Annotated in this window: 22 protein-coding genes; 9 read left to right on the plus strand and 13 right to left on the minus strand. The window is 59.5% G+C overall.

What is annotated here, in order from left to right; all coding sequences use genetic code 11:
- The first annotated feature begins 57 nt into the window (after positions 1-57).
- Positions 58-228, plus strand: a complete 171-nt coding sequence (locus AT6N2_RS23440; RefSeq protein ID WP_209091707.1) for a hypothetical protein — start codon at positions 58-60, stop codon at positions 226-228.
- A 150-nt stretch (positions 229-378) separates the two neighbouring features.
- Entirely contained in the window at positions 379-582 is a 204-nt protein-coding gene (locus AT6N2_RS23445; RefSeq protein WP_063951749.1) for a hypothetical protein, read from the plus strand.
- A 152-nt stretch (positions 583-734) separates the two neighbouring features.
- Here the strand turns inward: AT6N2_RS23445 and AT6N2_RS23450 are convergent, their stop codons facing one another.
- From AT6N2_RS23450 to AT6N2_RS23495, 10 genes are all read right to left on the minus strand, one after another.
- A complete protein-coding gene (locus tag AT6N2_RS23450) occupies positions 735-2057 on the minus strand; it encodes an epoxide hydrolase family protein (RefSeq protein WP_209091708.1) in 1323 nt (440 codons plus the stop codon).
- Between the two features lie 197 nt (positions 2058-2254).
- Positions 2255-3673, minus strand: a complete 1419-nt coding sequence (locus tag AT6N2_RS23455) for an aldehyde dehydrogenase family protein (RefSeq protein ID WP_209091709.1) — start codon at positions 3671-3673, stop codon at positions 2255-2257.
- Between the two features lie 309 nt (positions 3674-3982).
- Entirely contained in the window at positions 3983-4399 is a 417-nt protein-coding gene (locus AT6N2_RS23460; protein ID WP_063951752.1) for an organic hydroperoxide resistance protein, read from the minus strand.
- Positions 4400-4539: 140 nt separating this feature from the next.
- Positions 4540-5856, minus strand: coding sequence for a sensor histidine kinase (locus tag AT6N2_RS23465; protein ID WP_063951753.1), 1317 nt, complete (start codon positions 5854-5856; stop codon positions 4540-4542).
- On the minus strand, positions 5853-6593 hold the full coding sequence (locus AT6N2_RS23470) for a response regulator (protein WP_063951754.1): 741 nt from the start codon (positions 6591-6593) through the stop codon (positions 5853-5855). The genes AT6N2_RS23465 and AT6N2_RS23470 overlap by 4 nt, the downstream gene beginning before the upstream one ends.
- A gap of 94 nt (positions 6594-6687) precedes the next feature.
- Complete coding sequence (locus AT6N2_RS23475) at positions 6688-7734, minus strand: alpha/beta fold hydrolase (protein ID WP_209091710.1); 1047 nt, start codon at positions 7732-7734, stop codon at positions 6688-6690.
- A 204-nt stretch (positions 7735-7938) separates the two neighbouring features.
- The gene (locus AT6N2_RS23480) at positions 7939-8697 is read right to left on the minus strand and encodes an alpha/beta fold hydrolase (RefSeq protein ID WP_209091711.1); all 759 of its coding nucleotides are present in this window, start codon (positions 8695-8697) and stop codon (positions 7939-7941) included.
- 45 nt (positions 8698-8742) lie between these two features.
- A complete protein-coding gene (locus AT6N2_RS23485; protein WP_209091712.1) occupies positions 8743-10518 on the minus strand; it encodes a cytochrome c biogenesis protein DipZ in 1776 nt (591 codons plus the stop codon).
- 152 nt (positions 10519-10670) lie between these two features.
- A complete protein-coding gene (locus AT6N2_RS23490) occupies positions 10671-11180 on the minus strand; it encodes a cytochrome P460 family protein (RefSeq protein WP_209091713.1) in 510 nt (169 codons plus the stop codon).
- 139 nt (positions 11181-11319) lie between these two features.
- Positions 11320-11760, minus strand: coding sequence for a hypothetical protein (locus tag AT6N2_RS23495; protein ID WP_209091714.1), 441 nt, complete (start codon positions 11758-11760; stop codon positions 11320-11322).
- A gap of 514 nt (positions 11761-12274) precedes the next feature.
- Between AT6N2_RS23495 and AT6N2_RS23500 the strand changes: the two genes are divergently transcribed.
- Positions 12275-13363: a hypothetical protein gene (locus tag AT6N2_RS23500; protein WP_209091715.1), complete on the plus strand. Its 1089-nt coding sequence runs from the start codon at positions 12275-12277 to the stop codon at positions 13361-13363.
- A gap of 119 nt (positions 13364-13482) precedes the next feature.
- Here the strand turns inward: AT6N2_RS23500 and AT6N2_RS23505 are convergent, their stop codons facing one another.
- Positions 13483-15579, minus strand: coding sequence for an ATP-binding protein (locus tag AT6N2_RS23505; RefSeq protein ID WP_209091717.1), 2097 nt, complete (start codon positions 15577-15579; stop codon positions 13483-13485).
- On the minus strand, positions 15576-16325 hold the full coding sequence (locus tag AT6N2_RS23510) for a response regulator transcription factor (protein ID WP_425292752.1): 750 nt from the start codon (positions 16323-16325) through the stop codon (positions 15576-15578). Before AT6N2_RS23510 ends, AT6N2_RS23505 begins: the two co-directional genes overlap by 4 nt.
- Before the next feature lie 183 nt (positions 16326-16508).
- Here AT6N2_RS23510 and AT6N2_RS23515 point away from each other — a divergent pair, with 183 nt between their 5' ends.
- The 5 genes from AT6N2_RS23515 to AT6N2_RS23535 all read left to right on the plus strand — a co-directional run bounded on the left by AT6N2_RS23515 (position 16509) and on the right by AT6N2_RS23535 (position 22894).
- On the plus strand, positions 16509-17567 hold the full coding sequence (locus AT6N2_RS23515; RefSeq protein ID WP_425292753.1) for an ABC transporter substrate-binding protein: 1059 nt from the start codon (positions 16509-16511) through the stop codon (positions 17565-17567).
- A gap of 98 nt (positions 17568-17665) precedes the next feature.
- Positions 17666-18691 (plus strand): ABC transporter substrate-binding protein, encoded by a 1026-nt coding sequence (locus AT6N2_RS23520; RefSeq protein WP_063951816.1) that lies wholly within the window; start codon positions 17666-17668, stop codon positions 18689-18691.
- A gap of 77 nt (positions 18692-18768) precedes the next feature.
- The gene (locus AT6N2_RS23525; RefSeq protein ID WP_209091720.1) at positions 18769-21000 is read left to right on the plus strand and encodes an ABC transporter permease; all 2232 of its coding nucleotides are present in this window, start codon (positions 18769-18771) and stop codon (positions 20998-21000) included.
- On the plus strand, positions 20997-22058 hold the full coding sequence (locus AT6N2_RS23530; RefSeq protein WP_063951764.1) for an ABC transporter ATP-binding protein: 1062 nt from the start codon (positions 20997-20999) through the stop codon (positions 22056-22058). Before AT6N2_RS23525 ends, AT6N2_RS23530 begins: the two co-directional genes overlap by 4 nt.
- A gap of 26 nt (positions 22059-22084) precedes the next feature.
- A complete protein-coding gene (locus AT6N2_RS23535) occupies positions 22085-22894 on the plus strand; it encodes an inositol monophosphatase family protein (RefSeq protein ID WP_209091722.1) in 810 nt (269 codons plus the stop codon).
- Between the two features lie 46 nt (positions 22895-22940).
- On the opposite strand, the gene AT6N2_RS23540 is transcribed toward AT6N2_RS23535, so the two are convergent.
- Complete coding sequence (locus tag AT6N2_RS23540; protein ID WP_209091723.1) at positions 22941-24149, minus strand: MFS transporter; 1209 nt, start codon at positions 24147-24149, stop codon at positions 22941-22943.
- Between the two features lie 223 nt (positions 24150-24372).
- On the opposite strand from AT6N2_RS23540, the gene AT6N2_RS23545 reads away from it, so the two are divergent.
- Positions 24373-26316: an ABC transporter ATP-binding protein/permease gene (locus tag AT6N2_RS23545; protein ID WP_209091725.1), complete on the plus strand. Its 1944-nt coding sequence runs from the start codon at positions 24373-24375 to the stop codon at positions 26314-26316.
- Positions 26317-26356 lie beyond the last annotated feature (40 nt).

Consider the following 26356-nt stretch of genomic DNA (forward strand, 5'->3'; position numbering starts at 1 on the left):
GCGGCCGCTAGCTGAAGAAGAGGTTGGCGGCCACTATCTTGCAAGCAGGAGATTTCGATGCCTTTCAAGCCATCTCATGAAAACGCTGCCCTTCGCGACGGCATCGCAAGCCTGCCCGAGATGGAGAATATTCAGCTTGAGCTTCCTCTGTCGCAGCAAGCCGAGGCGGAAAATCACGTCGATGCGAAGCCGGATCCTTCGAATAACGAAACGAATTTTCAGGATTGATCGATGCGATTGCCGTCCTCGACCGTAGCTTATTGTATCAGCAATTAGAGAGGCTACATCGAGGTACCGTTTTCGGTTTCGGTGGAAAACTCTCGACACAACGCTTCTCCATCAAGTGGCGCAATATCGTATTCATGATGGAGATCCGAGATGACCAACGCAGTGTCGCTTCTGTCGATCCGCAGGGTTTTGAATGAGTTCTGCGAAGAGAACCGCCTGCCGATCAGCTGCTCGACAGCCGTCGACGCCGCAAAATACCTGATGAGGATCGCCTCCTCGGAGGCTGTGCCGGGATCAATGTTGCGATCTGCGCTGGATCAGTGGATGGCGGAACGCGTCCCGGTTGCGGCCTGAAATCTCCTGGCCTCAGATATGGAAAAAGCCGTTCCTCGACTGGCGTCGAGCGACGGCTTTTTTGGTGCAGAAATGCCCAAGCGTTAAATCGGACAGCAAGACGAGGATGTGAGGAAGCGCGGTCGGGAACCGCGCTTCCAGACTGACGTCTCTCAGCGCAGTTTTCTGAAGGCGTCACGAAGCTCGCTCGAGAAAATCCCGGGCTGCTCCCAGGCGGCGAAATGTCCGCCATGATCGACCTGATGATAATAGGTCAGCGATGGATAGGCCTGCCTGCTCCAGCTCTCCGGCGCTTGGTAGATTTCCTTCGGGAAGACGGTGATGCCGACTGGGATCTTGATGTCCTTCGTCTTCTGTGCTTCCGCGCTGAAGTTGTTGTTGTTGTTTTCCCAATAGAAGCGCGCGCCGGACGCGCCGCTGTTGGTCAACCAGTAGAGAGTGATGTCGTTGAGCATTTCATCCCTGGACAGCACGCTTTCGGGCTCGCCATTGCTGTCGCTCCATTGCGCGAATTTCTCGTAGATGAAAGATGCAAGACCGACAGGTGAATCCGACAAGGAATAGCCGATCGTCTGCGGTCTAGTGACCATCATTGCGCCATAAGCAGCGTTCCTGCCGAAAAACTCTTTGAGCGAGTCATAGGCATTTCGTTCCGGCGCAGACAGGTGCGCAGGGGCCGGATCACCGCTGTTGATGCCTTTCATGAGTGCGCCGGGAACGGTGGCCGGCATATTGAGATGGATGCCGAGCAGACCCTTTGGCGCCTGCCGGGCAAGCGCATCGGAAATGACCGAACCATGATCGCCGCCCTGGGAAACGTATCGCGTGTAGCCGAGGCGCTTCACAAGGGTGTCCCAGGCCCGCGCAACACGGTCCGGTCCCCAGCCCAGATCGGTCGGATGGCCTGAAAAACCATAGCCGGGGATGGAGGGGATGATCACGTCGAACGCGTCTTCGACTTTGCCGCCATAAGCGGTCGGGTCCGTCAACGGGCCGATGACTTTTGTGAACTCGAAGATTGAACCCGGCCAGCCGTGGGTGAGGATGACAGGCAAGGCGTTGGGATGGCGTGAGCGGACATGAATGAAGTGGATGTCGACGCCGTCGATCCTGGTGATGAACTGCGGCAAGGCGTTGAGTTCCTTCTCGGCATTCCGCCAGTCATAGTCGCTGCCCCAGTATCGGACGAGATCCTGAACCCGCGCCAGCTGGATGCCCTGGGAAATATCGCCAACGGTTTCCTTATCCGGCCAGCGCGCATTCCTGATCCTCGCCTTGAGGTCGTCGACCTGCGACTGATCGACATGAACTTGGAACGGCCGAATGCTGTCGTCGGCAGAGGCGGTTTCGGATTGGGTTGGTTTGACAGTCTCAACCGCCAAGGCAGGGGTGAAGGCCATCAATACCGCCATTGCAGACCCAAGGACAATCGCGGTGCCGTGCCCGCCTTTTGCAGGGTGAAGGACGTCGGTCATATTTCTCTCCATATCGATGTGTTCCGCGACCATTTCGCGTCCGAAACAGGTGGATGTTGACTGTATCCCGGCTGTTTCTTTCGACCTGCTGTTGCGTCACGAAACGTCGGTTTTCGCACGGCTGACACTTCTGGATACAAAGTCGGCCTGAAGCAGAACGGAGAGTGCGCCGGGACCGGCGCTGCGGACTCCTCGCGTTACGGGGTGAGCACGGCTCGCGGTTCGAGCATGCCGTCGAGACCGAAGGCACCGATCTCCCGGCCTATACCGGACTGCTTGAAACCGCCGAAGGGCGCGCGGGGATCATGCGGTGCGCCGTTGATGACGACGCGGCCGGCCATCAGCCTCTCGGCGATGCGTTCGGCACGTCTGAGGTCGGATCCAAGCACATAGGCTTGCAATCCGTAGTCGCTATCATTGGCGATTTTGACGGCCTCATCTTCGTCCTCATAGGCGAGAAGACACAGGACGGGACCAAAGATTTCTTCGCGGGCGATACGCATTTCGTTCGTGACATCTGCGAAGATTGTCGGGCGGGCGAACCATCCTTTTTCAATCCCGGCTGGTCGTCCGGTTCCGCCTGTCAGCAGGGTTGCTCCTTCTTCGACACCAAGCCGGATGTAAGTCTGGATCCTCTCCCACTGGGCAAGGCTGGCGAGAGGGCCTATCCGAACCTCCGGATCACGGGGATCGCCGACTTTGAATGTTTCAGCCGCCATCCTCAACCGCTCGGCAATCTCGGGGAGACGGGACCTTGGAGCAAGGATACGGGTACCCGCGACGCAGGCCTGGCCGCTGTTTGCAAAGCCCGACATCAGGGCGACAGGTATAGCCTTGTCGAGGTCGGCATCCGGCAGGATAATGGTGGGTGCTTTGCCTCCCAGCTCCAGAACCACCCTTTTCATGCCGTCGATCGCCGCGCGCTGAATGATCTTTGCAGCCTGGGTGGAACCGGTGAAACTGACGGTCGCCACGTCGGGATCCTGCGTCAGCGCCGCACCGACCACCGGACCCGTGCCGTTGACAATGTTGAAAACCCCTGCAGGCAGGCCGGCCCGATGCAGCCTTCTCACCAGAATATCCGTCTGAAATGCACTCTGTTCGGCCGGTTTGATGACGAGGGACGAGCCTGAACCGATTGCATGCGCAAGCTTGGTGGCGATAAAACCGAAATTGCTGTTCCAGGGCGTGATGGCGGCGAGAACGCCGCGCGGCAGCATCCTGACCGTGCTTTTGCCCACGACCCGGTCAAAGTCGTAGTTCGCGACGGTCTCAGCCATAACATCAAAAATCGACGCTGCATTTTGAACGGAGAAAGCCGTGAAATAAGCGGGCGCGCCGTATTCTTCGGTCATGACCTGCGTGAGCTCATCCGGTCGCTCTTCGATCGTATCGCGCAGGCTGCGCAGCATATCGATACGCTGCGCCTTGGTGGATGTTGCCATGGCGGGAAAAGCCCGTTTCGCGGCTGCCACTGCGGCCCTTGCATCATCAGCATTGCCAAAACGGACATCGCCGATTTTTTCTTCCGTTGCCGGATTGAAAAGGTCCATCCGTTCATTGCCGTCTGGCACCACAAATTTACCGTCAATATAGATGTGTTCGATTGATCGCATTGATCTGGCCTCGTTTAAGATGGTTGGAAATCCGGCTCGTCTCGACGCCGCGGAACGCGCTGGAGGCGCGCCGGATGGGTCCAAGAAGACTTCACTGCGTTGATCAGAGGGATGGCAGGAAGAAGTGGAAAAGCGAAAACGGCTGCGGCGGGCGCCGAGCCGTTCCCTTGGGGTCACATCGATGAGACCGCGCCCAGAAGTCCCGCAAGCGGCGAGGGCTCGTCGGATGTTGCATCATATACGCACGGTGCTGCAAATATCGCCGCAAACACGATGGCGATGACAAGCGCACGGGCGGAAACAACAGGCTTAAGCGAGCTTGAGCGTAACATCGATGTTCCCCCTGGTGGCCTTCGAATAGGGGCAGATCTGGTGGGCATCCTCGATGATGGCCTGTGCTACGGGACGATCGATCCCGGGCAGGCTTACCGACAGGCGAGCCTGCAGGAAGAACTCGCCGCCCGTCGTGCCGAGGTCGACTTCCGCATCGACGGCGGTGTCGGCGGGAAGCCGGAGCTGGCGTTTCGCCGCCGCCTTTGTCATGGCGCCGATAAAACATGCCGACCAGCCGGCCGCAAAAAGCTGTTCGGGATTCGTGCCCGGCTTGCCGCTGCCCGGAGGGGAGAGCTTGATGCCGAGCGCACCGTCGTCGCTTTGCGCCGATCCGTCACGGCCGCCCCTCGTGTGGGTCTTGCCGGTATAAAGAACAGTCTCGATCTTGGTCATGGGAGGCTCCTTTCATTTGCCGTTGCTGCGGCGTTTCGTGATAGGAGCTTTGTGATGGATCAGCGTATCCGGCATGTTTCCGGAAAATGCTATACTGTATCGAAACGTAGCGGCCGACAGGATCATTGGCCGCCGTCCGTTTAGGGGAAGGTCACTTCGGCCGCGAGCCCGCCACCGTGCCTGTTATAGAGGCGCACCGAGCCGCCGATCGTTCCGGCGAGCTGCTGCGCAATTGCAAGTCCGAGACCTGTTCCGCCTGTGTCGCGGTTCCTCGACGTTTCAATTCGGAAGAAGGGCTGCATGGCATTTTGCAGCATCTGGTCAGGAATACCCGGTCCACGATCCAGCACGGTTATGACCACGGCACCTTCAGCGCGTCGGTCCACCGTGATTTCGGCGCCACCGGCAAATTTGAGGGCGTTATCTATGAAGTTCGTCAATATTCTGCGCAATGCATGCGGTTTGGTCGACGCCGTGCCGCGGACAATGCCGGAGACCGTGACGGCCTTTCCGGTATCCTGATAGTCGTAGGCGATGCTGTCGATGAAGGAAGCCAGGTCGATACGCGATGTTTTCTCGCCGTTGCCGTGAGCGCTGCGCGCATAAGCGATCCCGTCCTGCACCAGACGTTCAATTTCACGCAGGTCGCTGACCAGTTTTTCCTTTTCCGGCGTTTCGTCGGCCATATCGGCCCTCAATCGCATGCGGGTGATGGGCGTCTGCAGGTCGTGCGAGATCGCCGCCAGAATCTGGACGCGTTCTTCAAGATATTGCGCGACGCGATCACGCATGGCGTTGAAAGCGCGGGCGGCATGCGCAACTTCGCTTGGGCCGTTCTCGCTCATCGGCAAACCCTTCTCGCCCGGATCGAGCGCTTCCGCTGCCGCAGCAAGCGCACTGAGGGGCCGGGTCGTTTGCCGCACCGCAAGCCAGGTCAACAGCAGCAGAACCACCATTTGCGCAGCGAAGACATAAGGCAGCCATTCCGCCAAAGGCATCACGCCGCGTGGGGTAACATTGATCGTCAATGGCGAACCGTCGGATAACGTCAGATGTGCCTGAAGCCTCTTGCCGTCGCCGGGGATAGACTCCACCCTGACGGGAAACCTGTGTCCTACGGCTTCTTCGATCCTCTGCGCGATTTCCGCGCCGCGTCCGGACAAGTCGGAAACGCCGGGAAGGCCGGGCCCGAGGACGAGTTGATAGTTGCTGCGGCTGAGACGATTGACCCAGTCGGCCCGCTCACCCGCAGGCAGGCGGTCGACGATGGCAATCGAAACCGCAAGGTCTTGCTCCAGCGTGCCGAGCATGACCGCCTTGGCCGACATGTATCGTTCGGCAAAAAGGATGCTGAACGACAGGCCATAGGCAATGGCGAGGCCGGCGAAAAGAATGAGAAAGAGCCTGGACCGCAACGAGCGTGGCCACCAGCCAGCCAGCAGGTGCCGATCGTTCATGTCCTTGGCTCCGAAATCTCCACCGGTACGGAAAAGACATAACCCTCCGCCCGCACCGTCTTGATGTAGGTGGGTTCCCGCGCATCATCCCCCAGCCGCTGGCGCACGCGGCTCACGAGAAGATCGATCGACCGGTCGAAGATCTCGGCATCGCGTCCTTGGGTGAGGTTCAAGAGCTGGTCGCGGTTGAGGACGCGCTGGGGATGATCGATGAAGACCCTGAGAAGCCGATACTCAGCCCCGCTCAATGCAACGGTCGTGCCCTCCCTGTCGAGCAGGTGGCGGCCCACGGTGTCGAGGCGCCAATCACCAAAGGTCAGGAGCTGCCCGGCCTCGCTGATCTGCAGATTGGGAGGCAGCATCCGCGTGCGGCGCAGGATGGCCTTGATCCGCGCAAGAAGCTCCCGGGCCGCGAAGGGTTTCGACAGATAGTCGTCGGCACCCATTTCGAGCCCGATGATCCGATCCATCTCGTCATCGCGTGCGGTGAGCATCAGCACCGGCGTGGCCTTGTGCTTGCCTGCTCGCAACTCTCGGCAGAGAACCAGCCCGTCATCACCGGGCATCATCACGTCGAGCACGATCAGATCGACGGCGTTACCATCGAGAAAACTTCTCATCTGCCGCCCATCGGCCGCCACGCTCGTGCGCAGGCCGTTCTTCTTCAGGTAGCTGGAGACCAGTTCCCGGATTTCCCTGTCGTCGTCAACGACAAGAATGTGATCGATATGTTCCATTGGGTGCCTTCGTCGTTCGGACGGTTCGAGTGGCCCGCTACCGCGTCCCCTGCGTTACAGGCAGTAAGACAACGGTTCGCGGGCTTCGGCAAGCCTAAAGCTTTGCGACGTCGAGAACCGCCTTAGCAAATGCCTCCGGCGCCTCCTGCGCAAGGTTATGGCCGATTCCGCCGCTGATATTGCGGTGCTGGTACTTGCCGGAAAACTTCGATGCATAGGCGGAAGGGTCCGGATGCGGCGCGCCATTGGCGTCACCTTCCAGCGTTATCGTGGGAACGGTGATGACCGGAAGTTTTGCAAGCTGGCGCTCGTAATCATCATATTTGGCTTCGCCTTCGGCCAGTGCCAGTCGCCAGCGGTAATTGTGGATAGTGATCGCCACATGGTCGGGGTTGTCGAATGCGGGGGCAGAACGATCAAAGGTCTCGTCGCTGAATTTCCAGGTCGGAGATGCCATCTGCCAGATCAGGCGAACGAAGTCGCGGGTGTTGGCGGCATAGCCCGCACGGCCGCGTTCCGTCGCGAAATAGAACTGGTACCACCAGGAGAGTTCCGCCTTGGGCGGAAGCGGCTTCCTGTTGATTTCCTGACTGCCGATAAGGTAGCCGCTGACCGATACGAGTCCGATGCAACGCTCTGGCCAGAGCGCCGCCATGATGTCGGCAGTGCGTGCGCCCCAGTCGTATCCAGCCACTATGGCCTGTTTGACGCCGAGCGCGTCGAGAAAGGCGATCATGTCGACCGCAAGTGCTGCCTGCTGCCCGTTGCGCGCGGTTTCGTCCGAGAGAAAGCGGGTCGTGCCATATCCGCGCAGATAGGGGACAAGCACCCGATATCCTGCCGAAGCAAGGATGGGCGCGACATCGACATAGCTGTAGATGTCATACGGCCAGCCGTGCAGCAGCAGCGCGACCGGGCCGTCTGCGGGGCCAGCTTCGGCATAACCGACATTGAGAACGCCCGCCTTGACCTGCTTCAGGGCGCCAAAGGAGGTGGCTGCACCGCTTGGCGCTGAGGGTTGAGTCGAAGCGGGTTCGCCTTTGGCGTGCGCCAGGCCTACCGCACCGAATTCGACTGCGGCAACCGTCATTGCGGCAATGCCGAAGAAGCGGCGGCGCTGGAAATTGATCTCGGAATTCATTGCTGTCTCTCCTGTCCATGTTGGATGATGGGCAGGTAACGCCGTGCGTGTATCCTCGATGTGTCGAGGGGGCACGAATGTGAATGGTTTTGTAGCAGCGACGGCTCTGGATACAGACTGATACATTCGGTCTGCCCTCTGAACGCAAATCAGCCGCCCCCGGTGCCGGGAGCGGCTATATCAGAACCTCAAAATTGGCGCTGTTTATTGCGCGGATTGGCGGGCGGCCTGTTCAATGACATCCGCGACCTTTTCGGGCTGGGAGGCGAAGACCGCGTGGCTCGCCGCAATCTCGGTCACCGCACTACCGGCGCGCTTTGCCATGTCACGTTCGAGATCGGGGTTGATCGACCGGTCCTGCGTTGCGACGATCGACCAGCTCTTCTTTGTTTTCCAGGCTGGTTCGTCGGCCTTGGCGGCAAAGGCGGCCTTGGCAGCGAAGACCTGGCTTTTTGCCATAAAAGCCGCTTCCTCACGGGGCAGGTCGGCTGCGAAATCTTGGGCAAAGGCGGCCGGATCGAGATAGAGGAATGCGTTATCCTTCGTCTGCTTGATGCCTTTGCCAGCCGGTGGTTTCGATCCCGCGAGGTCGAGAAGGCTCTCTCCCTTCTCCGGCTGGAAGGCGGCGACATAAACGAGACCTGCCACATCCGGTCGGTTACCGGCTTCCGAGATCACCATTCCACTGTAGCTGTGCCCGACCAGTAGGCTTGGGCCTTGCTGAAGATCAAGGACGCGGTTTGTTGCCGCGACGTCATCGGCAAGGGAGGTGATGGGCTCCTGCACGATCGTGACGTTGAACCCACGGCTTTCGAGGATATCCGTCGCCTTGCGCCAAGCCGAGCCATCGGCGAGCGCGCCGTGGACTATAACGATATTCTTGACCTCTGCCGCCTGCGCGGCAAATGCGATCAGGGCGGTCGCGACGGCGAGCGCAAATTTTGGCATGAGACGGTGGTGCATCGTGTTTCTCCTTTGGTGTTCCTGCGGGCGGGACGAAGATTGGGGTCAGCCGAAGGTGAAGGCATAGGCCTGCACGCCGGGATCCAGAAAACGAATGGCGAAGGTTCTGGCTTGAACGGTGCCGGACTGGCGGACGAGCTGGTAAAGGCGGGTTGACGTGACGACGCCATTGCCATCGACATCCGTATCGGCTCCATGATCCGCGCCTGGCGGGTGGCCGTCGATGCTCACCTGGAAACGGACCGGTTTTCCGGCACCATCAGGCCCAAGCACCAGATGCAGGTCACGGGCGCTGAAGCGGTAGGTTATGCCGCCATTTGCCATATCAAGGGTCGCCGCTTCCGCGCCAACGGTCCATTTTCCGGAAAGTCCCCATTCATTCAGGGACGGTGTCTTGACGGAGTAATCGCGGGGCGTGTCTGCGCGCATCGCCTCGTTTGACGCAAAGCCCTGCGCCTGCCTGTAACCTATATAGGTTTCACCCGAGAGCATGTGCCTGATATCCGCGCCGGCTTCCGCGCCGTTTGCCTCGGGGCTCACGGTGTCGCTGGCGGAAGCGCTGCTGCCGGCCTCGCGCAGCAGATTCTGGATCGCCTCTTCGGTCTCCCGGTAGTTGCCCTCGCCGAAATGGTGGTAGCGGATCTGACCCCGGGCATCGATCAGGTAATGTGCCGGCCAATAGCTGTTATCAAAGGCGCGCCAGATTTTGTAATCATTGTCGATTGCTACCGGATAGTTGATCTTGAAGTCGGCTACGGCCTGCCTGACATTGTCGATCTTCTTTTCGAAGGCGAATTCGGGCGCGTGGACGCCGATGACGACGAGCCCCTGATCCCCGTATTTCTCCGCCCAGGCACGCACATAAGGAATGGTGCGAATGCAATTGATGCAGGAATAGGTCCAGAAGTCGATGAGCACGACCTTACCACGCAGTTGTTCACGCGTGAGCGGTGGCGAGTTCAGCCATTCGACGGCGCCATCGAGGGACGGGGCCCGGCCTTCAGCCGGTAGTTCCGACCTGAACGGCGTAGCGCTGGAGCCTGCTGCCGGGGCGTCGGCTTCGCCCGCCGACGCTATCTTCTGCTCAGGGGCTTTGGCGGTATGGAGCCGATCGAGGACCTGCTGTTCGAAGGATGCCGTGCTCGCATAGGAAAGCTGCGACAGGAAGCCCGTATCGAGCCCGAGCGCGATGACGGCGACCCCGGCAAGAACCGCTGCGCCAAGCCCCTGCCGGATCCGCTCGCTGAAACCGAGAGACCGCTTCATGGCCGCAAATACCCGGCTTCCGACGAGGAGGGCTACGGCAAGCGAGGTCGCGGCACCCGTGGCATAAGCGGCAAGCAGCAGGCTGGTCCCCAGATTGGCGCCCTTCAGGGCCGCACCGGTCAGCACCAGTCCAAGGATCGGTCCGGCGCAGGGCGCCCATAAGAGGCCGGTGGCGATGCCGAGCATCAGGGAACCCACGACCGTTGGAACAGCCCCCGGCTTCCCGGCGGCATTGGCAAGGCGGTTGCCGAGTTCGACGACCGGGCGGCTGATGACGCTGGCCGCGCGCGGCGAGATCAGCCCCACGCCGAAAACGGCGAGCAGCGCGAGAGCGGCAAGCCGACCATATTCATTGGCATTGATGGCCCAGCTGCCGCCCAGTGCGGCGAGCGTCGCGACCGCGGAAAAGGTTGCCGCCATGCCAACGAGCAGGGGGAGTGTGCTGCGCAGGAACGGTTGTCCCGCCCGCGCAAAAACGAAGGGCAGGATGGGTAGGATACAGGGGCTGAGAATCGTCAGCACCCCTCCGAGATAGGCAATGATCAGCAGCGTCATCATCTTTTCCTTTCAGGCGGGAGTTCGGGCTGCGGGTGGTAAGGCGGCCCGGTAATGAGGCCATTCTCCCGGCCTCGCGTATCCCTGATATGTCGGGACTTCCGTGGATTTGTATTCGAGTGTAAAAGCTGGCCGCGGGGCCTTGTCATTCGTCAGGGCGCGTAGCGCGTAAACACAAAATCGTGGTCCTTGACGTTGCCCACGTGGCAGGAGAGACAGGTCTCATGCTGCGCGACATCGACCGGTTTTCCGTTGACGAACCGCCCGAAACCCCAGCCATGGCTGTCGGGATATTTTTGGGAGTCCTTGACCATTACCTGCACGGTGGTCGCTGCGCCAGGCACCGTGGCCGGGGGAAATTCCGTCGATTGCTGCCGCTTGTAAGCAAGCTTCACCAATATCGAGCCATCGGGAAAGGGCAGGGTTCCGTTCTTGTAGGCGTTAACGGCGATATCGTTTGCAAGAACCGCACGAAGCTCGTCGAGCGGCGGAGCCTCCTGTGCGGGGGCGATGAACCGCCAGTCACGATATCCTTCGGGAAGCGTGACGCCGTAGATGGGAGAGGCGTTTTCCGGCCGCGTGTCCGCATGGCTCGAATAAACGGCCCCAAAGCCTGCTCCCGCAACCGAGAGAGCGACGGCGAAAAAAATCTGGCTCTTCATGAGAAATCCTGCCTGATCCGAAAATGATCAGGCATTGATCTGCGCCGCAGGTATCCGGCATGTGTCGTGAAACCCGCATTTATGTATCAGATCGTAGCACGGCGCGTTGCCGCTCCGCTTCGGGCGGGCCACATCGTCTTCAGATGCCGGCGAGCCCGCTCACGTCATCGTCCTTTGGGGCTTCCATCGCGGTCCTGATAGCCTTCTGGATATCGTCCTCGATGGCCTTCCTTTCGTCGGGTGGCATGGCGGCGAGATCGCCTTCCGACAATCCCCGCGCTTCCAAATATTGCGCCCGGATTTTCTCACCAAGGCTCATATGAGCCCACTTGCTCAATTCTTTCTCCTCCGCGCTCGGGCCGCCGCCCTGCAAGGTAGCTTCCTCGATGGATCCGCCCTGCTGCCTCTGGAGCAACCAGAGCGCATTGGCCAAGTTGGAGGGAATGGAAGGTGCAGACCCCGCTGAGTTCAGCGAAACAGACCGTTCGGGTGTCTGGCCCACCGCCGGTTGAGAAACGTCCTGAGGCCGTCCGCGGGTATAGAGCATGGCGGCGGAGCCAATGCGATCGATGCTAGACATGGTGTATCTCCTTCGCCCGCAATCTGGCGTAGGTCGCTTGCGTCTGGCTTGCGGCCATGATTACCCGCGTTCACGGAGCTGCGTCCGGACATTCCAGAACCAGCCTCTGGGGAGACCTCATTCAATCCGTCGATATCGACTGGCGCCATTTTCGCAATCAAGTGATGACAAACAAATAAATGGGCCCGGACCGTGCCGGAAACACCCGCTGATGCGAACTACAGTCTTCGTGCACTGACACGGCCGCCGCGCACGCGGCGGCATTCCCCATAGCTGTCGCGTAATCAGAGATTATCGCAGTATCTTTCTTCTGTATCGAGCAGACGTGAAACTTTTTCGCCTGAGACGAGTTTGGTGAGGGAGCAACGAGCTCGCATTTCTCACTGCATGCAATCAGCCGCTACGCGGAGGATTTGTCGTCCTTTCGGAGGAGATTCCGTATGAATTCCATTATCTATCTTGTCGGGCTTGTCGTCGTCGTCCTGTTCATTCTCTCATTGCTGGGGCTACGCTGATGGTTGATCCGACAGGTATTGAAACAAATCCTAACCGCAGCTACGTGGACTGGCCGGCAATCTTCGCGGGCGCGGTGATCGCATCTGGCGCAATGGCCGTCCTTACCGCCTTCGCCGGCGGACTTGGTCTCAGCTCGATTTCCGTGGATGATGGAGGCGAGATCAGCACGGTCTGGCTTATCCTCACCGGTCTGTTCGTCATCCTGTCGATGGTGGGCTCCTACATGCTAGGTGGCTATATTGCCGGCCGCATGCGTCGCCCGGCTGGTGCTTCCGATCGTAACGAGCTGACAGTTCGCGATGGCGTTAACGGCCTCGTCGTCTGGGGCCTCGGCACCGTCGTTTCGGCATTTCTCGCACTTGGTGTCCTCTCGGGTGGCGCAAGAGCTGTCGGTAGCGTCGCCCAGACGGCTGTCGAAGCAACGGGTTCTGCTGTCGGAGGCGCGGTGCAGGGTGCTGGCCAGTTGGCCGGCGGGATCATTTCCGGCGCTGGCAGTGCTGCAGGCGGCCTCGCCCAGGGTGCAGGTCAGGCGGCGGCTCCCAGCATCGAGCAGATGCTTCCGCAGGGCATGAAGTCCAATCCGATCGACTACTTCACCGATACGCTTCTGCGGACCGATACGCTTTCAACCCCGGTTCCGGGTGACCAGACTGCCGGCGACTATCAGCGGCAGATCAGTGGCATCCTCGGTAACCTGCTTGCGACTGGGGAAATCTCGGACGCAGACAAGACATGGCTCACCAACCAGATTGCTGCCCGCACGAACATCAGCCAGACTGATGCTCAAAACCGGGTAAACGAGACGGTGGAACGCGTGCAGGCTGTCCGGGCAGAAGCTCAGAAGAAGGTCGACGAGGCTCAGAAACAGGTCGAGACCATGAAGGCTGAAGCCCAGAAGGCAGTCGAAGACGCCAAGAACAAAGCCGCCGATGCTGCTGAAAAGGCTCGTATCGCAGGCATTCTCAGCGCATTCCTGCTCGCTGCTTCCGCACTTGTCTCTGCTGCCGCTGCTTACATCGGGGCCGTGCATGGCGGTCGCCACAGAGATGAAGGCCGCATCTGGGGTGGACTTGCCTACCGCAAGTGATCGACCGGATCGCTTCACACGAATTCGGAACCGCCATCCCTCCGGTGGCGGTTTCTTTTTACATCATTTGGGTCGGAAAGTTTCTAGTTCCGCGTCTCCACACATCTTACGGTCCTGATTCAGGTGCGGAACATCAGGGAAACACGGGTTCCGCGCCCTGGCTGAGAGGTGATCTTGGCGTCGCCGCCGCTCTGGCGCATGAAACCGTAGACAATGGCAAGGCCAAGGCCGGTGCCGCCCTGCTGGCTGCGGGTGGTAAAGTAAGGCTCGAATGCCCTGTCGACCGCATCCTGATCCATCCCGCACCCCGTGTCTTCGACCGAGATTTCGACGCTGCCCTCCGAGTGCGTGGCTTCGATGATAATTGTGCCGCCCACGGGCATGGCAGCAGCGGCGTTGAGGCACAGGTTTAGGATCGATTGCTCGAAAAGGGCAGCATCCAAAGCGAGCCGGGGCAAATCGCTGCCGACGCGCAATGTGATCTGGTTGCGCGCACCAACGGCAATTTCGAGGACGTCCACCATGCCCTTCAGCACAGAACCAACATCCACGGACGCTGGATGTATCGGCTGCTGGCTGCCGATGGACAGCATGCTGCTGGCAAGCTGGCGGCCGCGATCGGCTGCCTTGCGGATGCGCTTGATATTGCGTTGCTGGCGGTCGCTGAAGCCTGTCTCTCGCTCCAGAAGGCCAAGGCTTCCGGTGATGATGCCGATCATGTTGCCGACTTCGTGGCTGAGCTGATGCGTCATGCGCATGATACCGTCAAGCCGCTGCGCCTTCGCTGACTCTGCCTCCTGCCGGTCGAGAGCTGTTACGTCCCGGGCCAGAAGGACAATCCCGCCGTCGGGCTGACGGGAAACCGCGATTTCCGTCACCCGCTGATCCGCTGTGCGGTGGCGCACCGTGAGCCGGTTGGCAAGCGTCCCGGTTTCGTCGTTCGCAGGCACAAGGATGGGGTCGATTTCCGGTATGGTTTCAATGAAGGATCGTAACGGCAATTTCCGCGAAGACCCGCCGCGACGGCCAACAAGCTCAATGATGCGCCTGTTCATGGTAATGGGCTGTCCCCGGGTGTCGAATAGCGCAATTCCCTCGTTCATCGTTCGGAATGTCGAGCGGATCGTTCGAGCCGCGGCTTCGGCCGTGCGACGAAGACGTGAAACGCGGTCGACGCTTTCCTTGAAAGCGTGGAATGCATCGGAAAGACGGATGAGTTCGGTTTCGGAACCGCGATACGTGGGGAGGCTGACATTCTGCTCCCCGTTCGCGAGGGCATTCATGCCGCGTGACAGGGCGGTCACGCCTTTCGAAACACGCATGACCGAGCGGATCGACAGCGTCGAGAGAATGACAACGACGACAAAAGCGATCGCGACCATCACGATCAGCCGCGTCAATGCAGCCGAGGCGGAGGCAAGGCCCTGCGTCAATCGATGGGCGACCGCCTCGCTCTGGGTTTCTGTTGCATGGGAAAGGTTGCGGGAGACAGTGTGAAGTTTGGATACGGAAGATTGGATGGCGAACATTTCCAGAAGATATTGCGTCTGGGCGTCGAATACGCGTTTGTAGGGTGCCAGACCGACCGCCTTCTTGTCATCAGGCGCCACCTCCTCGTTCATGAAATAACCGGTTTCCGAAGTGAAGCGGCGTTGCAATTCTCCAAGCTGAAAAAGACTGGCGGAATTGGCAGCGGCCTGAACAATAGCATTCAGGCGCTGGCGAAGCGCGTCTTCCGTAACGGACTGGCTTGTCGCAATTTCCCCCAATGCCGCTGCGGCCTCTGCCTTGTGTTGCTGGGCCGCATCCGCGTCCGCCGCCAGGGACAGGGTCTGCTGGCGAATGGCCTGGAGCAACTGCACGATATCGTCGCTCGGCACATTATTCGGCGTTTCCGCGTTCTTGTCTTGGCCGATCGTATCGAGAAGGCTGTCCACCTGCGCAACGACGGCGCGACTTTCGCTCGACACTCTATAGGGCGATGTCGCGTTCATCAGCAGCGGCGCACTCGAAACCAGATCGGCGACCTGCCGCGATACCAGTGAGGCGCGGGCAAGGCTCGAAAAGGCCTGCAGGCTGTAGGTCGCCATCTCCGTTCTGGCCTTCTGCAGGCCATAGATTGCGACCGCCGAGAGAATAAAGACCGACGAGCAGATAAAGACGATGGCAAATGGCAGCCTGAACGCAATAGACTGGAGAAAGAGCCTGTTGATCACAGGTGCGGCTCTGCATTGTCAGTATGAAGGACGTAGCCTTTGCCCCTGCGCGTCTGGATGTGCTGCGGCAGGTCAGGGTTGCGTTCTATCTTGCGGCGCAGGCGAAGCACAAGCACATCGACGTTGCGGTCAATGAAGCGGTCGCTTTCCGCGCCGAGGCGATCAAGGATATGGGATCGGCTGACCGGTTTATTCGGCGTTTCTGCAAGCACCTCAAGAAGCGCAAATTCCGCGGTTGTCAGCGTTTTGCTCCGGTCGGCAAGGCAGATCGCCCGCCGCGCGGACAGATCAACAGCCCAGTCTCCAAGCCTCAGTGCATTCGTTTCGTGTTCCCGTTCCGGCTCTTTCTCGACCCGAAGCGACGGTGCAATGCGCCGCAGAACCGCCTTTATACGGGCCGTCAGCTCAATGGGTTCAAAGGGTTTGACGACATAGTCGTCGGCTGCTGTTTCAAGGCCCAGCACCCGCTCGGTCGCGCTGCCGGCCGCCGTTACCATGACGATGCCGACATTCAGCCCCAGTTCCGTGCGGATGCGCTGGGCAAAGGTTCTGCCGGAGATGCCGGGAAGATTGTGGTCCAGGAGCACAAGGTGGATGTCTTCCTGCGCCAGTGTCGTGGCGGCTTCTTCGGCTGAGTGCACGACGACGGGTGCCCAGCCCTCCGCCTCCACCAGATCCGCTACCAACTCAGCCATATCCGGATCGTCTTCGACGATCAGTATTCCGATCCTCTGTTTTTGCACCATGAAGTCCTCCCGTCGACAATCATATGCAAGAGTATCGGAATATTCAAAAGGTCGATGATGACCAAGTCCGTTACATTTGTAATATTCGTAACCGTTCTTGCCCGCAGGCATCTGCCGTTGAAAAATCGGTAACCATTCATAGGATTGCTCTAATCAAGAGTTCTGTCATGCTTGACCTCAAGAATGGAACGGGGAGGTTCCAGGGAGGAAGCGGTGAAAGTATGGCTTGCGGCGTTCAGCGCCGGTTTGGCGCTTGCGCCCTGTGCCGTTGCCACGGCGCAGGAGAATGGAAAGCTGAACATTCTTTGCGCGGCGGATGACGCCTGGTGCGCTGCGATGCAGCTGGCATACGAGAGCAGATCCGGTGTGCAGACCACCATGGTGCGCAAGAGCACTGGCGAAATTCTCGAGCAGGTCAGAAGAGAGAAGGACGCGCCGACGGTTGATGTCTGGTGGGGCGGCACGGGGGACACGCATCTGCAAGCCGCCTCCGAGGGGCTGCTGGAGGCCTATGCCTCAAAAAACGAGGCCGAGCTGCTTCCCTGGGCGCAGAATTTCTTCACCATGTCGGGCGGCCAATCGGCTGGCATTTATGCGGGGGCCCTGGGCTTCGCCTATAACAGCGACCTTTTGCAGCGGCAGGGTCTTGCTGTCCCCAGTTGCTGGAAAGACCTTATCGGTCACGCTTACCGCGGAAAGATCCTGGCCGGGAATCCAAATTCGTCCGGGACTGCCTTCACCATGCTCGCGACCCTCGTACAGCTTTTTGGCGAGGAAGAGGCGTTCAGCTACATGAAGGCGCTGGATCAGAACGTTGCGCAGTATACGAAGGCTGGCTCAGCCCCGGTCAAGGCAGCTGCACGAGGTGAGGCTGTGATCGGCATTTCTTTCATGCATGATGCGGTCACGCAAAAGGAGGCGGGTGCTCCCCTCGTCATCGTCGCACCTTGCGAAGGGACGGGATACGAGATCGGCGCGGTCAGCATCATCAGGGGTATGAAAAATCGGGAGGAGGCCCGCAAGTTTGTGGATTTTGCGCTAAGCCCAGAAGGTCAGGCCACCGGCGCTGCTGCGGGACAGAACCAGGTGCCGTCAAATGCGAAGGCAGCCTTGCCTTCGGGCGCGCCGGACCTCTCGCTGATAAAGATGGTCGATTACGACTTTGCGACCTTTGGCAGACCGGAAGAACGGGGACGGCTCTTGAGCCGTTTTGACACGGACATCCATCCGCCCAGCCAATGAAAACACGACTCTAAGCGGATCACGACGGCGGCCACCGGCACGTCGAATGGCGAAGCCATGTCCGCAAAACGCATTCAGACGCAACAATGGAGGAAATCATGCGACTGACGATCATGTCCAGCCTGCTTCTGGCAGGCACCACTCTTCTTGGTGTTCCGGCCCACGCCGCAGGCGATCTCAACCTCATCTGCGCCGCCGATGTGGTCATCTGCGAACAGATGAAAGGCGATTTCGAAAAGAGCCACGACATCAAGGTCAACATGGTTCGCATGTCCTCAGGCGAGGCCTACGCCAAGATCCGCGCAGAAGCCCGCAACCCGAAAACCGACGTATGGTGGGCTGGCACCGGCGACCCGCATCTTCAGGCAGCTTCCGAGAACCTGACGCTGGAGTACAAGTCGAAGATGCTCGACCAGTTGCAGGACTGGGCAAAAAATCAGGCCGAAAGCGCCGGTTACAAAACTGTCGGCGTCTATGCCGGTGCGCTGGGCTGGGGGTACAATACCGATATTTTCAAGAAAAAGGGCTACAAGGAACCCAAGTGCTGGGCAGACTTGCTGGCGCCCGAGTTGAAGGGCGAAATCCAGATCGCCAACCCGAACTCGTCAGGCACCGCCTATACGGCGCTGGCCTCTCTGGTCCAGATCATGGGCGAGGATCAGGCCTATGATTATCTGAAGAAGCTGAACGGCAACATCTCGCAATATACCAAGTCGGGTTCCGCCCCCGTCAAGGCGGCGGCTCGTGGCGAAACGGCCCTTGGAATCGTCTTCATGCATGACGCCGTTGCGCAGACGGCAGAAGGCTTTCCGGTGAAGTCGATCGCGCCTTGCGAAGGCACCGGCTATGAAATCGGCTCCATGTCCATCGTCAAGGGCGCTCGCAATCTCGAGAACGCCAAGACCTGGTACGACTGGGCATTGCAGCCCGACGTTCAGTCGCGGATGAAGGATGCCAAATCCTTCCAGCTACCCTCCAACAAGACGGCGGAAATTCCGAAGGAAGCACCACGCTTTGAGGATATCAAGCTGATCAACTACGACTTCAAAACCTATGGCGATCCAGCCAAGCGCAAAGCCCTGCTGGAGCGCTGGGACAAGGAGATTGGCGCCGTCGCCAACTAACCTCCCGTGCCGGTTGCCTTCGTTCCTGATGACGAAGGCAACCTCTTTCGACACACCTAAATCTTGTGAGGTTGACCATGACCCATGGCAATCGCAGGCTGGACATTGTTCTGGCCTTGGGCGTCGCTGCCCTGGTGCTGGTGCCGTGGTACCGCATCGAAAATGGCTTTTTTGGCCTGAGCTGGCTTTCGGATTTTCCGATGTCGGCGCAAGCTGCGCCCGGCATCCTGCAGATGGCAACCGAAGGTCGCGTGTGGCTCGCCGGCGTTATGGTTTTCTTCCTGGTGGGTGCCCTTGCACGGACGCTGTCTGACCCTGCAATGCGCGGCCGGCTCCTCGTGACCGCAGGCGTTCTCGGCCTTGGCTTTCTCGTGCTTCAGGGACTTGCAATCGGTTTTACGGGATGGACCTGGCAGGCGAGCGAGAGCATTTTTGGCCCGATGGCCGACGGCCAGCCCTCGATGGGCGCCGGTGCCGTGACGATGGCTTTCGTTTTTGTGCTCTATATTTCGTTCGGATTGGCAGAGCGCGGCTTCATGAAGGGCGATGTCTTCGTCGTCTCCTGTATTTCGCTTCTCGTCTTCCTTGTCTGTGTCTTCGTCTTCTACCCCATCGGCAGCATGATGGCTGGAGCCGTGCAGGATATAGACGGCTCCTTCAATCCCGACGGATTTATCCGCAACATGCAGGATCCGGGCATCTGGAGCCTCGATTGTGTTGTCGGTGCCGGCCGCTGTGGCGTTGCCTGGCGGACACTTTTCCTGGCCATCATGACGGCAGCGGGATCGACCATTCTTGGCCTCGCTTTCGCACTTGTCGCCACTCGCACGCGCTTTCCATTCAAGAAGGGCCTGCGTCTGCTGACAATCCTGCCAATCATCACGCCGCCATTCGTCATCGGCCTTGCCCTGACGCTGCTTTTCGGCCGGGCGGGTGTTGTCACCGAATTCATGTCGAGCGTCTTCGGCATCGAGCCGGGCCGCTGGCTATACGGCCTGACGGGTATATGGATTGCCCAGGTCCTGTCCTTTACGCCGATTTCGTTCCTCGTCCTGATCGGCGTTGTCGAGGGTGTCAGCCCATCGATGGAAGAAGCGTCGCAGACGCTGCGTGCCGACCGGTGGCGCACCTTCTGGCGCGTTTCGCTTCCGCTGATGAAGCCGGGCCTCGCCAATGCCTTCCTGATCGGCTTCATCGAAAGCATGGCGGATTTCGGTAATCCTCTGGTACTCGGCGGCAGCCACGGCGTTCTCTCGACGGAAATATTCTTCGCTGTCGTGGGCTCGCAGAATGACCCCTCCCGCGCGGCAGTGCTCGCCATCGTGTTGCTCTGCTTTACGCTGTCAGCCTTTATCGCCCAGCGTTTTTGGCTGGCGGGCAAGAATTTTGCGACGGTGACGGGTAAAGGAGACAGCGGTGCGCACGCCGCTCTTCCGAAGTCCATGTCGATTGCGGTTCATGCGCTGGTTGTTCCCTGGATGATCTTCACCATCGTCGTGTACGGCATGATCCTTGTCGGCGGCTTCGTGAAGACGTGGGGTCTGGATAATACCCTGACAATCGAGCACTATGTTCGGGCCTTCTCCGTCAGCGTCAGCAACGGTTCGATTGCCTGGACGGGCGTTGCCTGGAATTCCTTCTGGACAACGATGGAAATCGCTTTGATTTCCGCCCCACTCACTGCCGCCGTCGGATTGCTGACAGCCTATATCATCGTCAGGCAGAAGTTTGCCGGCCGCAATCTTTTCGAGTTTGCCTTGATGATGAGTTTTGCAATTCCCGGTACGGTCATCGGTGTCAGCTATATCATGGCGTTCAACCTGCCGCCGCTTGAGATGACGGGCTCGGCGCTGATCCTCATAGCCTGCTTCGTGTTCCGCAATATGCCCGTTGGCGTTCGCGGCGGCATCGCGGCCATGAGCCAGTTGGACAAAAGCCTGGACGAAGCCTCGCTCACGCTCAGGGCAAACAGCTTCCGTACCATAAGGCTTGTGGTGCTGCCGCTCCTGCGCCCGGCGATCAGGGCTGCACTGGTCTATTCGTTCGTCCGGGCCATCACATCCATCAGCGCGGTGATCTTCCTCGTCAGCGCCCAGTACAACATGGCGACGTCCTATATCGTCGGCCTCGTTGAAAACGGCGAATATGGTGTTGCAATCGCTTATTCCTCGATGCTGATCGTCGTGATGATCACTGTCATCGCTGGCTTCCAGCTCCTCGTTGGCGAACGACGTCTGCGCCGCGAAAACCGCGTCGCCGGGCTCGACGACGTCAAACCCGTTTCTCATCCCCAGGAGAAAATCGCATGATCAAGGTCAAACCCGGCTCCGTTGTTTTTCAGAATGTTCGCAAGACCTTCGGCGCCTTTACCGCCATCCCGGATCTGTCATTGACGATCGAGCCAGGGACACTCGTCACGCTTCTTGGCCCCTCAGGCTGCGGAAAGACGACGACACTTCGCATGCTCGCGGGGCTTGAACATCCCAACTCCGGTCGGATCCTGATTGGTGGCAAAGACGTGACGATGCTTCCCGCCAATGAGCGCGACGTATCCATGGTCTTCCAGTCCTATGCGCTCTTTCCGCATATGAGTGCCTTGGACAACGTTGCATACGGGCTGCAATCGTCCGGGTTGAAAAAGGCCGAGGCGCGGGAGAAGGCGGAGGAAGGCCTGAAGCTCGTCGGTCTTTCCGGCATGGGCCACCGCCTGCCAGCGGAGCTCTCCGGCGGACAGCAGCAACGCGTGGCGGTCGCCCGCGCGCTGGTGCTGGAACCTCAGGTCCTGCTGCTCGACGAACCGCTGTCTAACCTTGATGCGCGCCTTCGGCGGCGTGTGCGCACCGATATTCGCGAACTTCAGCAAAGGATCGGTTTCACGGCGGTTTACGTGACGCACGATCAGGATGAAGCGCTTGCGGTTTCGGACCGCATCATTGTCATGAAAGACGGAGAAATCGCCCAGTCGGGTGCGCCGCGAGAGCTTTACGAGGCTCCCGCTTCCGCCTTCATCGCCGACTTCATGGGAGAGGCGAATGTCGTGCCCTGTGAAGTCGTTTCGCAAACGGGTGACGAGTCAGTCGTTCGGGTTGGAGCCATGGAGCATCGCATCCGAAGCAGGGGCGTCCGGTCTGGCGCTGCAAAGCTCGCGGTGAGACCGGGCGCGATCACCATCGACGCGCCTGGCAGCGCCGGCATGCCGGGGCGCGTGCTGCACACCGCCTATCTCGGTGGACACATCGAATACGAAGTCGAAACCGAGGTTGGCACCCTCTTCATTGTCGACCACGATATGAAAAATACGCAACTTGAAACAAGCGATGTCACAATCAATTTCAAAAACCGTGGCATAGCCCTCATCGACGCTTGATGGGTCTGAGATTTGAGGAAATGGAAATGACAGGAATGAATAACGGCCTTGAACAACGCTTCGCACTGGCAAAAGCCCTGGCGGAGGAGGCCGGTGCCATGGCGCTCGACTATTTCAACAAGCGCGACAGCCTCGTGATCGAGACCAAGCGCGATCTTCAGGACGTCGTCTCGATCGCAGACCGCAATGTCGAGATGTTGTTGCGCGAGCGCGTTGCTGCCGCTTTCGGAGATGACGGCTTTCTCGGGGAGGAGCATGGCTACAAGGACGGAGATTCCGGTTACACCTGGGTCGTCGACCCGATCGACGGAACCGCCCCGTTTGTCAACGGCATGCCGAGCTGGTGTGTTTCTATTGCCGTCGTCCGCGATGGCGCACCGGTCATCGGTATCATCAATGTTCCCTGTTCGAAGGAAATCTACGCTTCAGCGGAAGGCCACGGCGCAACATTGAATGGGACCCGCCTGAAACTCGATCCGTCAAGGAACCTGCAAAACGCTCTGACGGGCATCGGCTGCAATAACTATGTCACGCCGCAGCGGGTGGGACGCATCATCAGCGACGTGATGGGGCGCGGCGGCAATTTTATCCGAAACGGCTCAGGTGCGTTGATGCTCGCCTATGTCGCGGCAGGTCGTCTTGTCGGTTATTATGAGCCGCATATGCGCGCATGGGATTGCATGGCAGGCTTTTGCCTCGTCAAGGAGGCTGGTGGCCGCTTTATGCCGTTTTCGCTCGAGGGCGAAAAGCTGTTTGAAGGACAGCCTGTTCTGGCGGGGAATACCTCTTGCTATGACGAACTCATCGACATCCATCAGGCCGCTCTGGCGGCGTGAGGTAATGGACATTCCGGCGGCTGGAAAGCCGCCGGAGTGTCGCTGGTCATTCAGCGCGCTGCGACAGAGCGAGTGCGACCGTCAGTCCGGCGAGAACAGCAGTGAGCACCAGCGGCGCGGTCGCGCCGTAGGAATCGACGATGTAACCGCCCAGAACCGCTCCGATGCTGATCGCCACCTGAAAAGAGACAACCATCAGGCTGCCCGCTGCTTCCAGCGCATCGGGTGCACCGCGCGACAGATTTGTCGGCAGAACGACCGGACCCATGCCGAAGGCAAGGCCCCAGAGCGCGACAAGTGCAAAAGCAGCGCCGGTATGAACGCCCCAGATGACGAGAGCGATCGTTGCGAACCCCATCAGTGCCGCCGTGACGATGAGGGCGACGCGAATGCTGGCATCAGCCATCCGGCCGCCCACGACGTTACCGATCACGGAAGCCACGCCGAAACCCAGCAAAGCGAGGGCGATTGGCGTGGTATCGAGTAGCGTCACCTTCTCGAGGAAGGGGCGAACATAGACCGAGCCGGCAAAATGTCCCGTCATCAGCAGGAGGATCGCAAGCATCCCCAGCTGAACGCTACGCCGCTTGGTCAAACCCAATACGTCCGACAGACTGTTGCTCGTGCTCGCCGGCAACGTGGGGAGGCTGATGATCTGTAAAAGCATGGCGATGACCGCCAGTCCCGCCGTCAACGCCATGGCGGTGCGCCATCCCAGCCAGTCGCTGATCAAGGCGCCCATGGAGGGCGCTGCTATCGTCGCTAGCGACACGCCGAGGGTGACGATCGCCATGCCGCGGCCGGTCGCATTCGTACCGACGAGGCGCGCCACGACGGCAACCGAAAGCGCCCAGAAACCGCTGAGCGCGATACCAAGGCCTGCGCGACCTAGCAACAAAAGCCAGAAATCAGCTGCAAACGCCGCCAGAATGTTGGATGCGATAGCGAGCGCGCTGAGGCCGACGAGGACCGTTTTTCTGTTAAGCTTACCGATGAGGACGTTGCTTAACAGTGCCGTCACGGCCCCGACGGAGGCGGTCGCCGTCACGACCTGACCGGCGGTGCCCTCACTGATACCGAGATCGCGTGCCATCGGTGTTAGCAGTCCCGCCGGTAAAAACTCCGCCGATACCAGCGCAAAGCTGGTTGCAGCCATTGAAAGGACGGCAAACCAGGTGGCGGCGGTCCACGCCGGTTCGTCTACCGTCTCCAGCGCGATCGCCGGCCCATCAAACTGTGTCGTCGTGTCCGTCATGGTGTCTCTCCTTAAGATGGCAGAGTTTTAGACGATTTTCTCTGGATGATATGTATCTAAAAATCCGAATTTCATGCCTATTTGTCCGAATTTGTGCGGCGCACAAGCCGCGAAAGGGCATCAAGCGGCGCAGGCGGGAAAGAGCGGCGAGGGGCCAATTTCAGGCCAGTGCGAATCTTTTTCGGATCAGCAACTTTTCAAATCGCTGATCGTTATTGCGGCTATGATCGATCCTGATGCAAAACCGCACCCCTCCGACGACACCAGCCAGAATGACATCAACAATGATCATTCCGAGGATGCCCCTGAAGAGCCTCTTCCGCCGGAGGAGATAGAACCCGACCCCGGTTTGACAACGGAGGAGGCGGCCGAAGCGCGCAAGAAATATCTGCTTAAACGCTTCTGGATCAGCGCGCGGGGATTCTGGAGTCGACGTGGCGACGCGCTCGCCTGGCCCTTCTGCATCGGGCTTCTGGCGATGATCGGCATCAACGTCGCGTTTCAGTACGGCATCAACGTCTGGAACCGCGGTATCTTCGACGCGATCGAGAAGCGTGACGCATCGACTGTCTATTTCCTGGCTTCCATTTTCCCGCCGCTTGTTCTGGGAAGCGTCTTTATCGTCACGTCGCAGGTCTATGTCAGAATGCGGGTCCAACGCCGTTGGCGTTCGTGGTTGACCAAACTCATGGTGTCGCGATGGATCGCAAATGGCCGCTATTACCAGCTCAATCTGATTGACGGAGACCACCAGAACCCTGAGGCCAGACTTTCTGAGGATCTGCGGATCGCCACCGAGGCACCCGTCGATTTCGTGGCCGGGGTCATCGCTGCCTTTGTATCCGCTTCCACCTTCATCGTCGTCCTTTGGACTATCGGCGGTGCGCTGACGCTTCCCATCGGCGGAGTGTCTATTACGATTCCCGGATTCCTTGTGATCGCGGCGGTCATATACGCCTTTATCACCTCTACCTCGATCGCTTTGATTGGTAGAAATTTCGTCCGGGTCTCCGAGGTCAAGAACCAGCTGGAGGCTGAATTCCGTTATACGCTGACCCGCGTCAGGGAAAATGGCGAGAGTATTGCGCTTCTTGGTGGTGAAGAGGAAGAGCGCAGCGACCTCGACAAGAGATTCCGCAACGTCCGGCATCAATGGAAGCAGATGGCGCAGCAATATATGCGGACCACCGTTGTCTCGCATGGATCGATGTTGATAGCGCCCGTGGTCCCTGTTCTTCTCTGTGCTCCCAAATTTCTCGATGGAAGCATGTCGCTTGGCCAGGTCATGCAGGCTGCCTCCGCCTTCACCATCGTTCAATCCGCCTTTGGCTGGCTTGTCGACAACTATCCGCGCCTTGCCGACTGGAACGCCTGCGCGCGCCGTGTCGCATCTCTCATGATGTCGCTGGATGGTCTGGAGCGCGCCGAGCAGAGCGATAAGCTCGGCCGAATTGCGCGCGGCAAGACCCAAGGCGAAACGATGCTGAGCCTGAAGGATGTCTCCGTTTCCCTTGGAGACGGAACCGCTGTCGTCAAGGAAACCGATGTCGAGATCGGCCGGGGAGAGAGGGTTCTGGTTGCCGGCGAATCCGGCTCCGGCAAAAGTACGCTGGTTCGGGCCATTGCCGGCCTGTGGCCATGGGGCGGCGGCAACATCAGTTTTGGGGCTGACAGCCGGCTCTTCATGCTGCCGCAACGGCCTTATATCCCATCCGGCACGTTGCGCCGGGCCGTCAGCTATCCTCAGGCCGCCGAGAGCTGGTCCTTTGAAGAGATCGGAGACGCCCTCGAGAAGGTGGGTCTCGGTCATCTCAAGGACAAGGTCGAGGAAGACGCTCCCTGGGACCAGACGCTGTCAGGCGGCGAGAAGCAGCGACTTACCTTCGCAAGGCTATTGCTGAACGATCCCGATATTATCGTGATGGACGAAGCGACGGCGGCTCTCGACGAGAAGAGCCAGGATAAGATGATGCAGACCGTCATCGACGAATTGCCCGATGCGACGATCGTCAGCGTGGCGCATCGCGCCGAACTTGAGGCTTTTCACACCCGCAAGATAACGCTGGAACGCCGCGACGGCGGCGCAAAACTGGTAAGCGACGTCGATCTCGTTCCCCGAAAGGCCAGATCGGGTTCGCTTCTCCGACGCATGGTCAAACGGAGGTAGACGCCGCTTTCCGCAGGATTCAGGGAGAACGATCACCACG

Source organism: Agrobacterium tumefaciens, assembly GCF_017726655.1.
Taxonomy (GTDB): Bacteria; Pseudomonadota; Alphaproteobacteria; order Rhizobiales; family Rhizobiaceae; genus Agrobacterium; species Agrobacterium tumefaciens_B.

What these genes read in the sequence shown, in the direction of transcription:
- AT6N2_RS23440 (WP_209091707.1), top strand. Translation starts at nt 58, where the DNA reads ATGCCTTTCAAGCCATCTCATGAAAACGCTGCCCTTCGCGACGGCATC.
- AT6N2_RS23445 (WP_063951749.1), top strand. Translation starts at nt 379, where the DNA reads ATGACCAACGCAGTGTCGCTTCTGTCGATCCGCAGGGTTTTGAATGAG.
- AT6N2_RS23450 (WP_209091708.1), bottom strand. Translation starts at nt 2,057, where the DNA reads ATGACCGACGTCCTTCACCCTGCAAAAGGCGGGCACGGCACCGCGATT.
- AT6N2_RS23455 (WP_209091709.1), bottom strand. Translation starts at nt 3,673, where the DNA reads ATGCGATCAATCGAACACATCTATATTGACGGTAAATTTGTGGTGCCA.
- AT6N2_RS23460 (WP_063951752.1), bottom strand. Translation starts at nt 4,399, where the DNA reads ATGACCAAGATCGAGACTGTTCTTTATACCGGCAAGACCCACACGAGG.
- AT6N2_RS23465 (WP_063951753.1), bottom strand. Translation starts at nt 5,856, where the DNA reads ATGAACGATCGGCACCTGCTGGCTGGCTGGTGGCCACGCTCGTTGCGG.
- AT6N2_RS23470 (WP_063951754.1), bottom strand. Translation starts at nt 6,593, where the DNA reads ATGGAACATATCGATCACATTCTTGTCGTTGACGACGACAGGGAAATC.
- AT6N2_RS23475 (WP_209091710.1), bottom strand. Translation starts at nt 7,734, where the DNA reads ATGAATTCCGAGATCAATTTCCAGCGCCGCCGCTTCTTCGGCATTGCC.
- AT6N2_RS23480 (WP_209091711.1), bottom strand. Translation starts at nt 8,697, where the DNA reads ATGCACCACCGTCTCATGCCAAAATTTGCGCTCGCCGTCGCGACCGCC.
- AT6N2_RS23485 (WP_209091712.1), bottom strand. Translation starts at nt 10,518, where the DNA reads ATGACGCTGCTGATCATTGCCTATCTCGGAGGGGTGCTGACGATTCTC.
- AT6N2_RS23490 (WP_209091713.1), bottom strand. Translation starts at nt 11,180, where the DNA reads ATGAAGAGCCAGATTTTTTTCGCCGTCGCTCTCTCGGTTGCGGGAGCA.
- AT6N2_RS23495 (WP_209091714.1), bottom strand. Translation starts at nt 11,760, where the DNA reads ATGTCTAGCATCGATCGCATTGGCTCCGCCGCCATGCTCTATACCCGC.
- AT6N2_RS23500 (WP_209091715.1), top strand. Translation starts at nt 12,275, where the DNA reads ATGGTTGATCCGACAGGTATTGAAACAAATCCTAACCGCAGCTACGTG.
- AT6N2_RS23510 (WP_425292752.1), bottom strand. Translation starts at nt 16,325, where the DNA reads ATGGTGCAAAAACAGAGGATCGGAATACTGATCGTCGAAGACGATCCG.
- AT6N2_RS23515 (WP_425292753.1), top strand. Translation starts at nt 16,509, where the DNA reads ATGGAACGGGGAGGTTCCAGGGAGGAAGCGGTGAAAGTATGGCTTGCG.
- AT6N2_RS23520 (WP_063951816.1), top strand. Translation starts at nt 17,666, where the DNA reads ATGCGACTGACGATCATGTCCAGCCTGCTTCTGGCAGGCACCACTCTT.
- AT6N2_RS23525 (WP_209091720.1), top strand. Translation starts at nt 18,769, where the DNA reads ATGACCCATGGCAATCGCAGGCTGGACATTGTTCTGGCCTTGGGCGTC.
- AT6N2_RS23530 (WP_063951764.1), top strand. Translation starts at nt 20,997, where the DNA reads ATGATCAAGGTCAAACCCGGCTCCGTTGTTTTTCAGAATGTTCGCAAG.
- AT6N2_RS23535 (WP_209091722.1), top strand. Translation starts at nt 22,085, where the DNA reads ATGACAGGAATGAATAACGGCCTTGAACAACGCTTCGCACTGGCAAAA.
- AT6N2_RS23540 (WP_209091723.1), bottom strand. Translation starts at nt 24,149, where the DNA reads ATGACGGACACGACGACACAGTTTGATGGGCCGGCGATCGCGCTGGAG.
- AT6N2_RS23545 (WP_209091725.1), top strand. Translation starts at nt 24,373, where the DNA reads ATGATCGATCCTGATGCAAAACCGCACCCCTCCGACGACACCAGCCAG.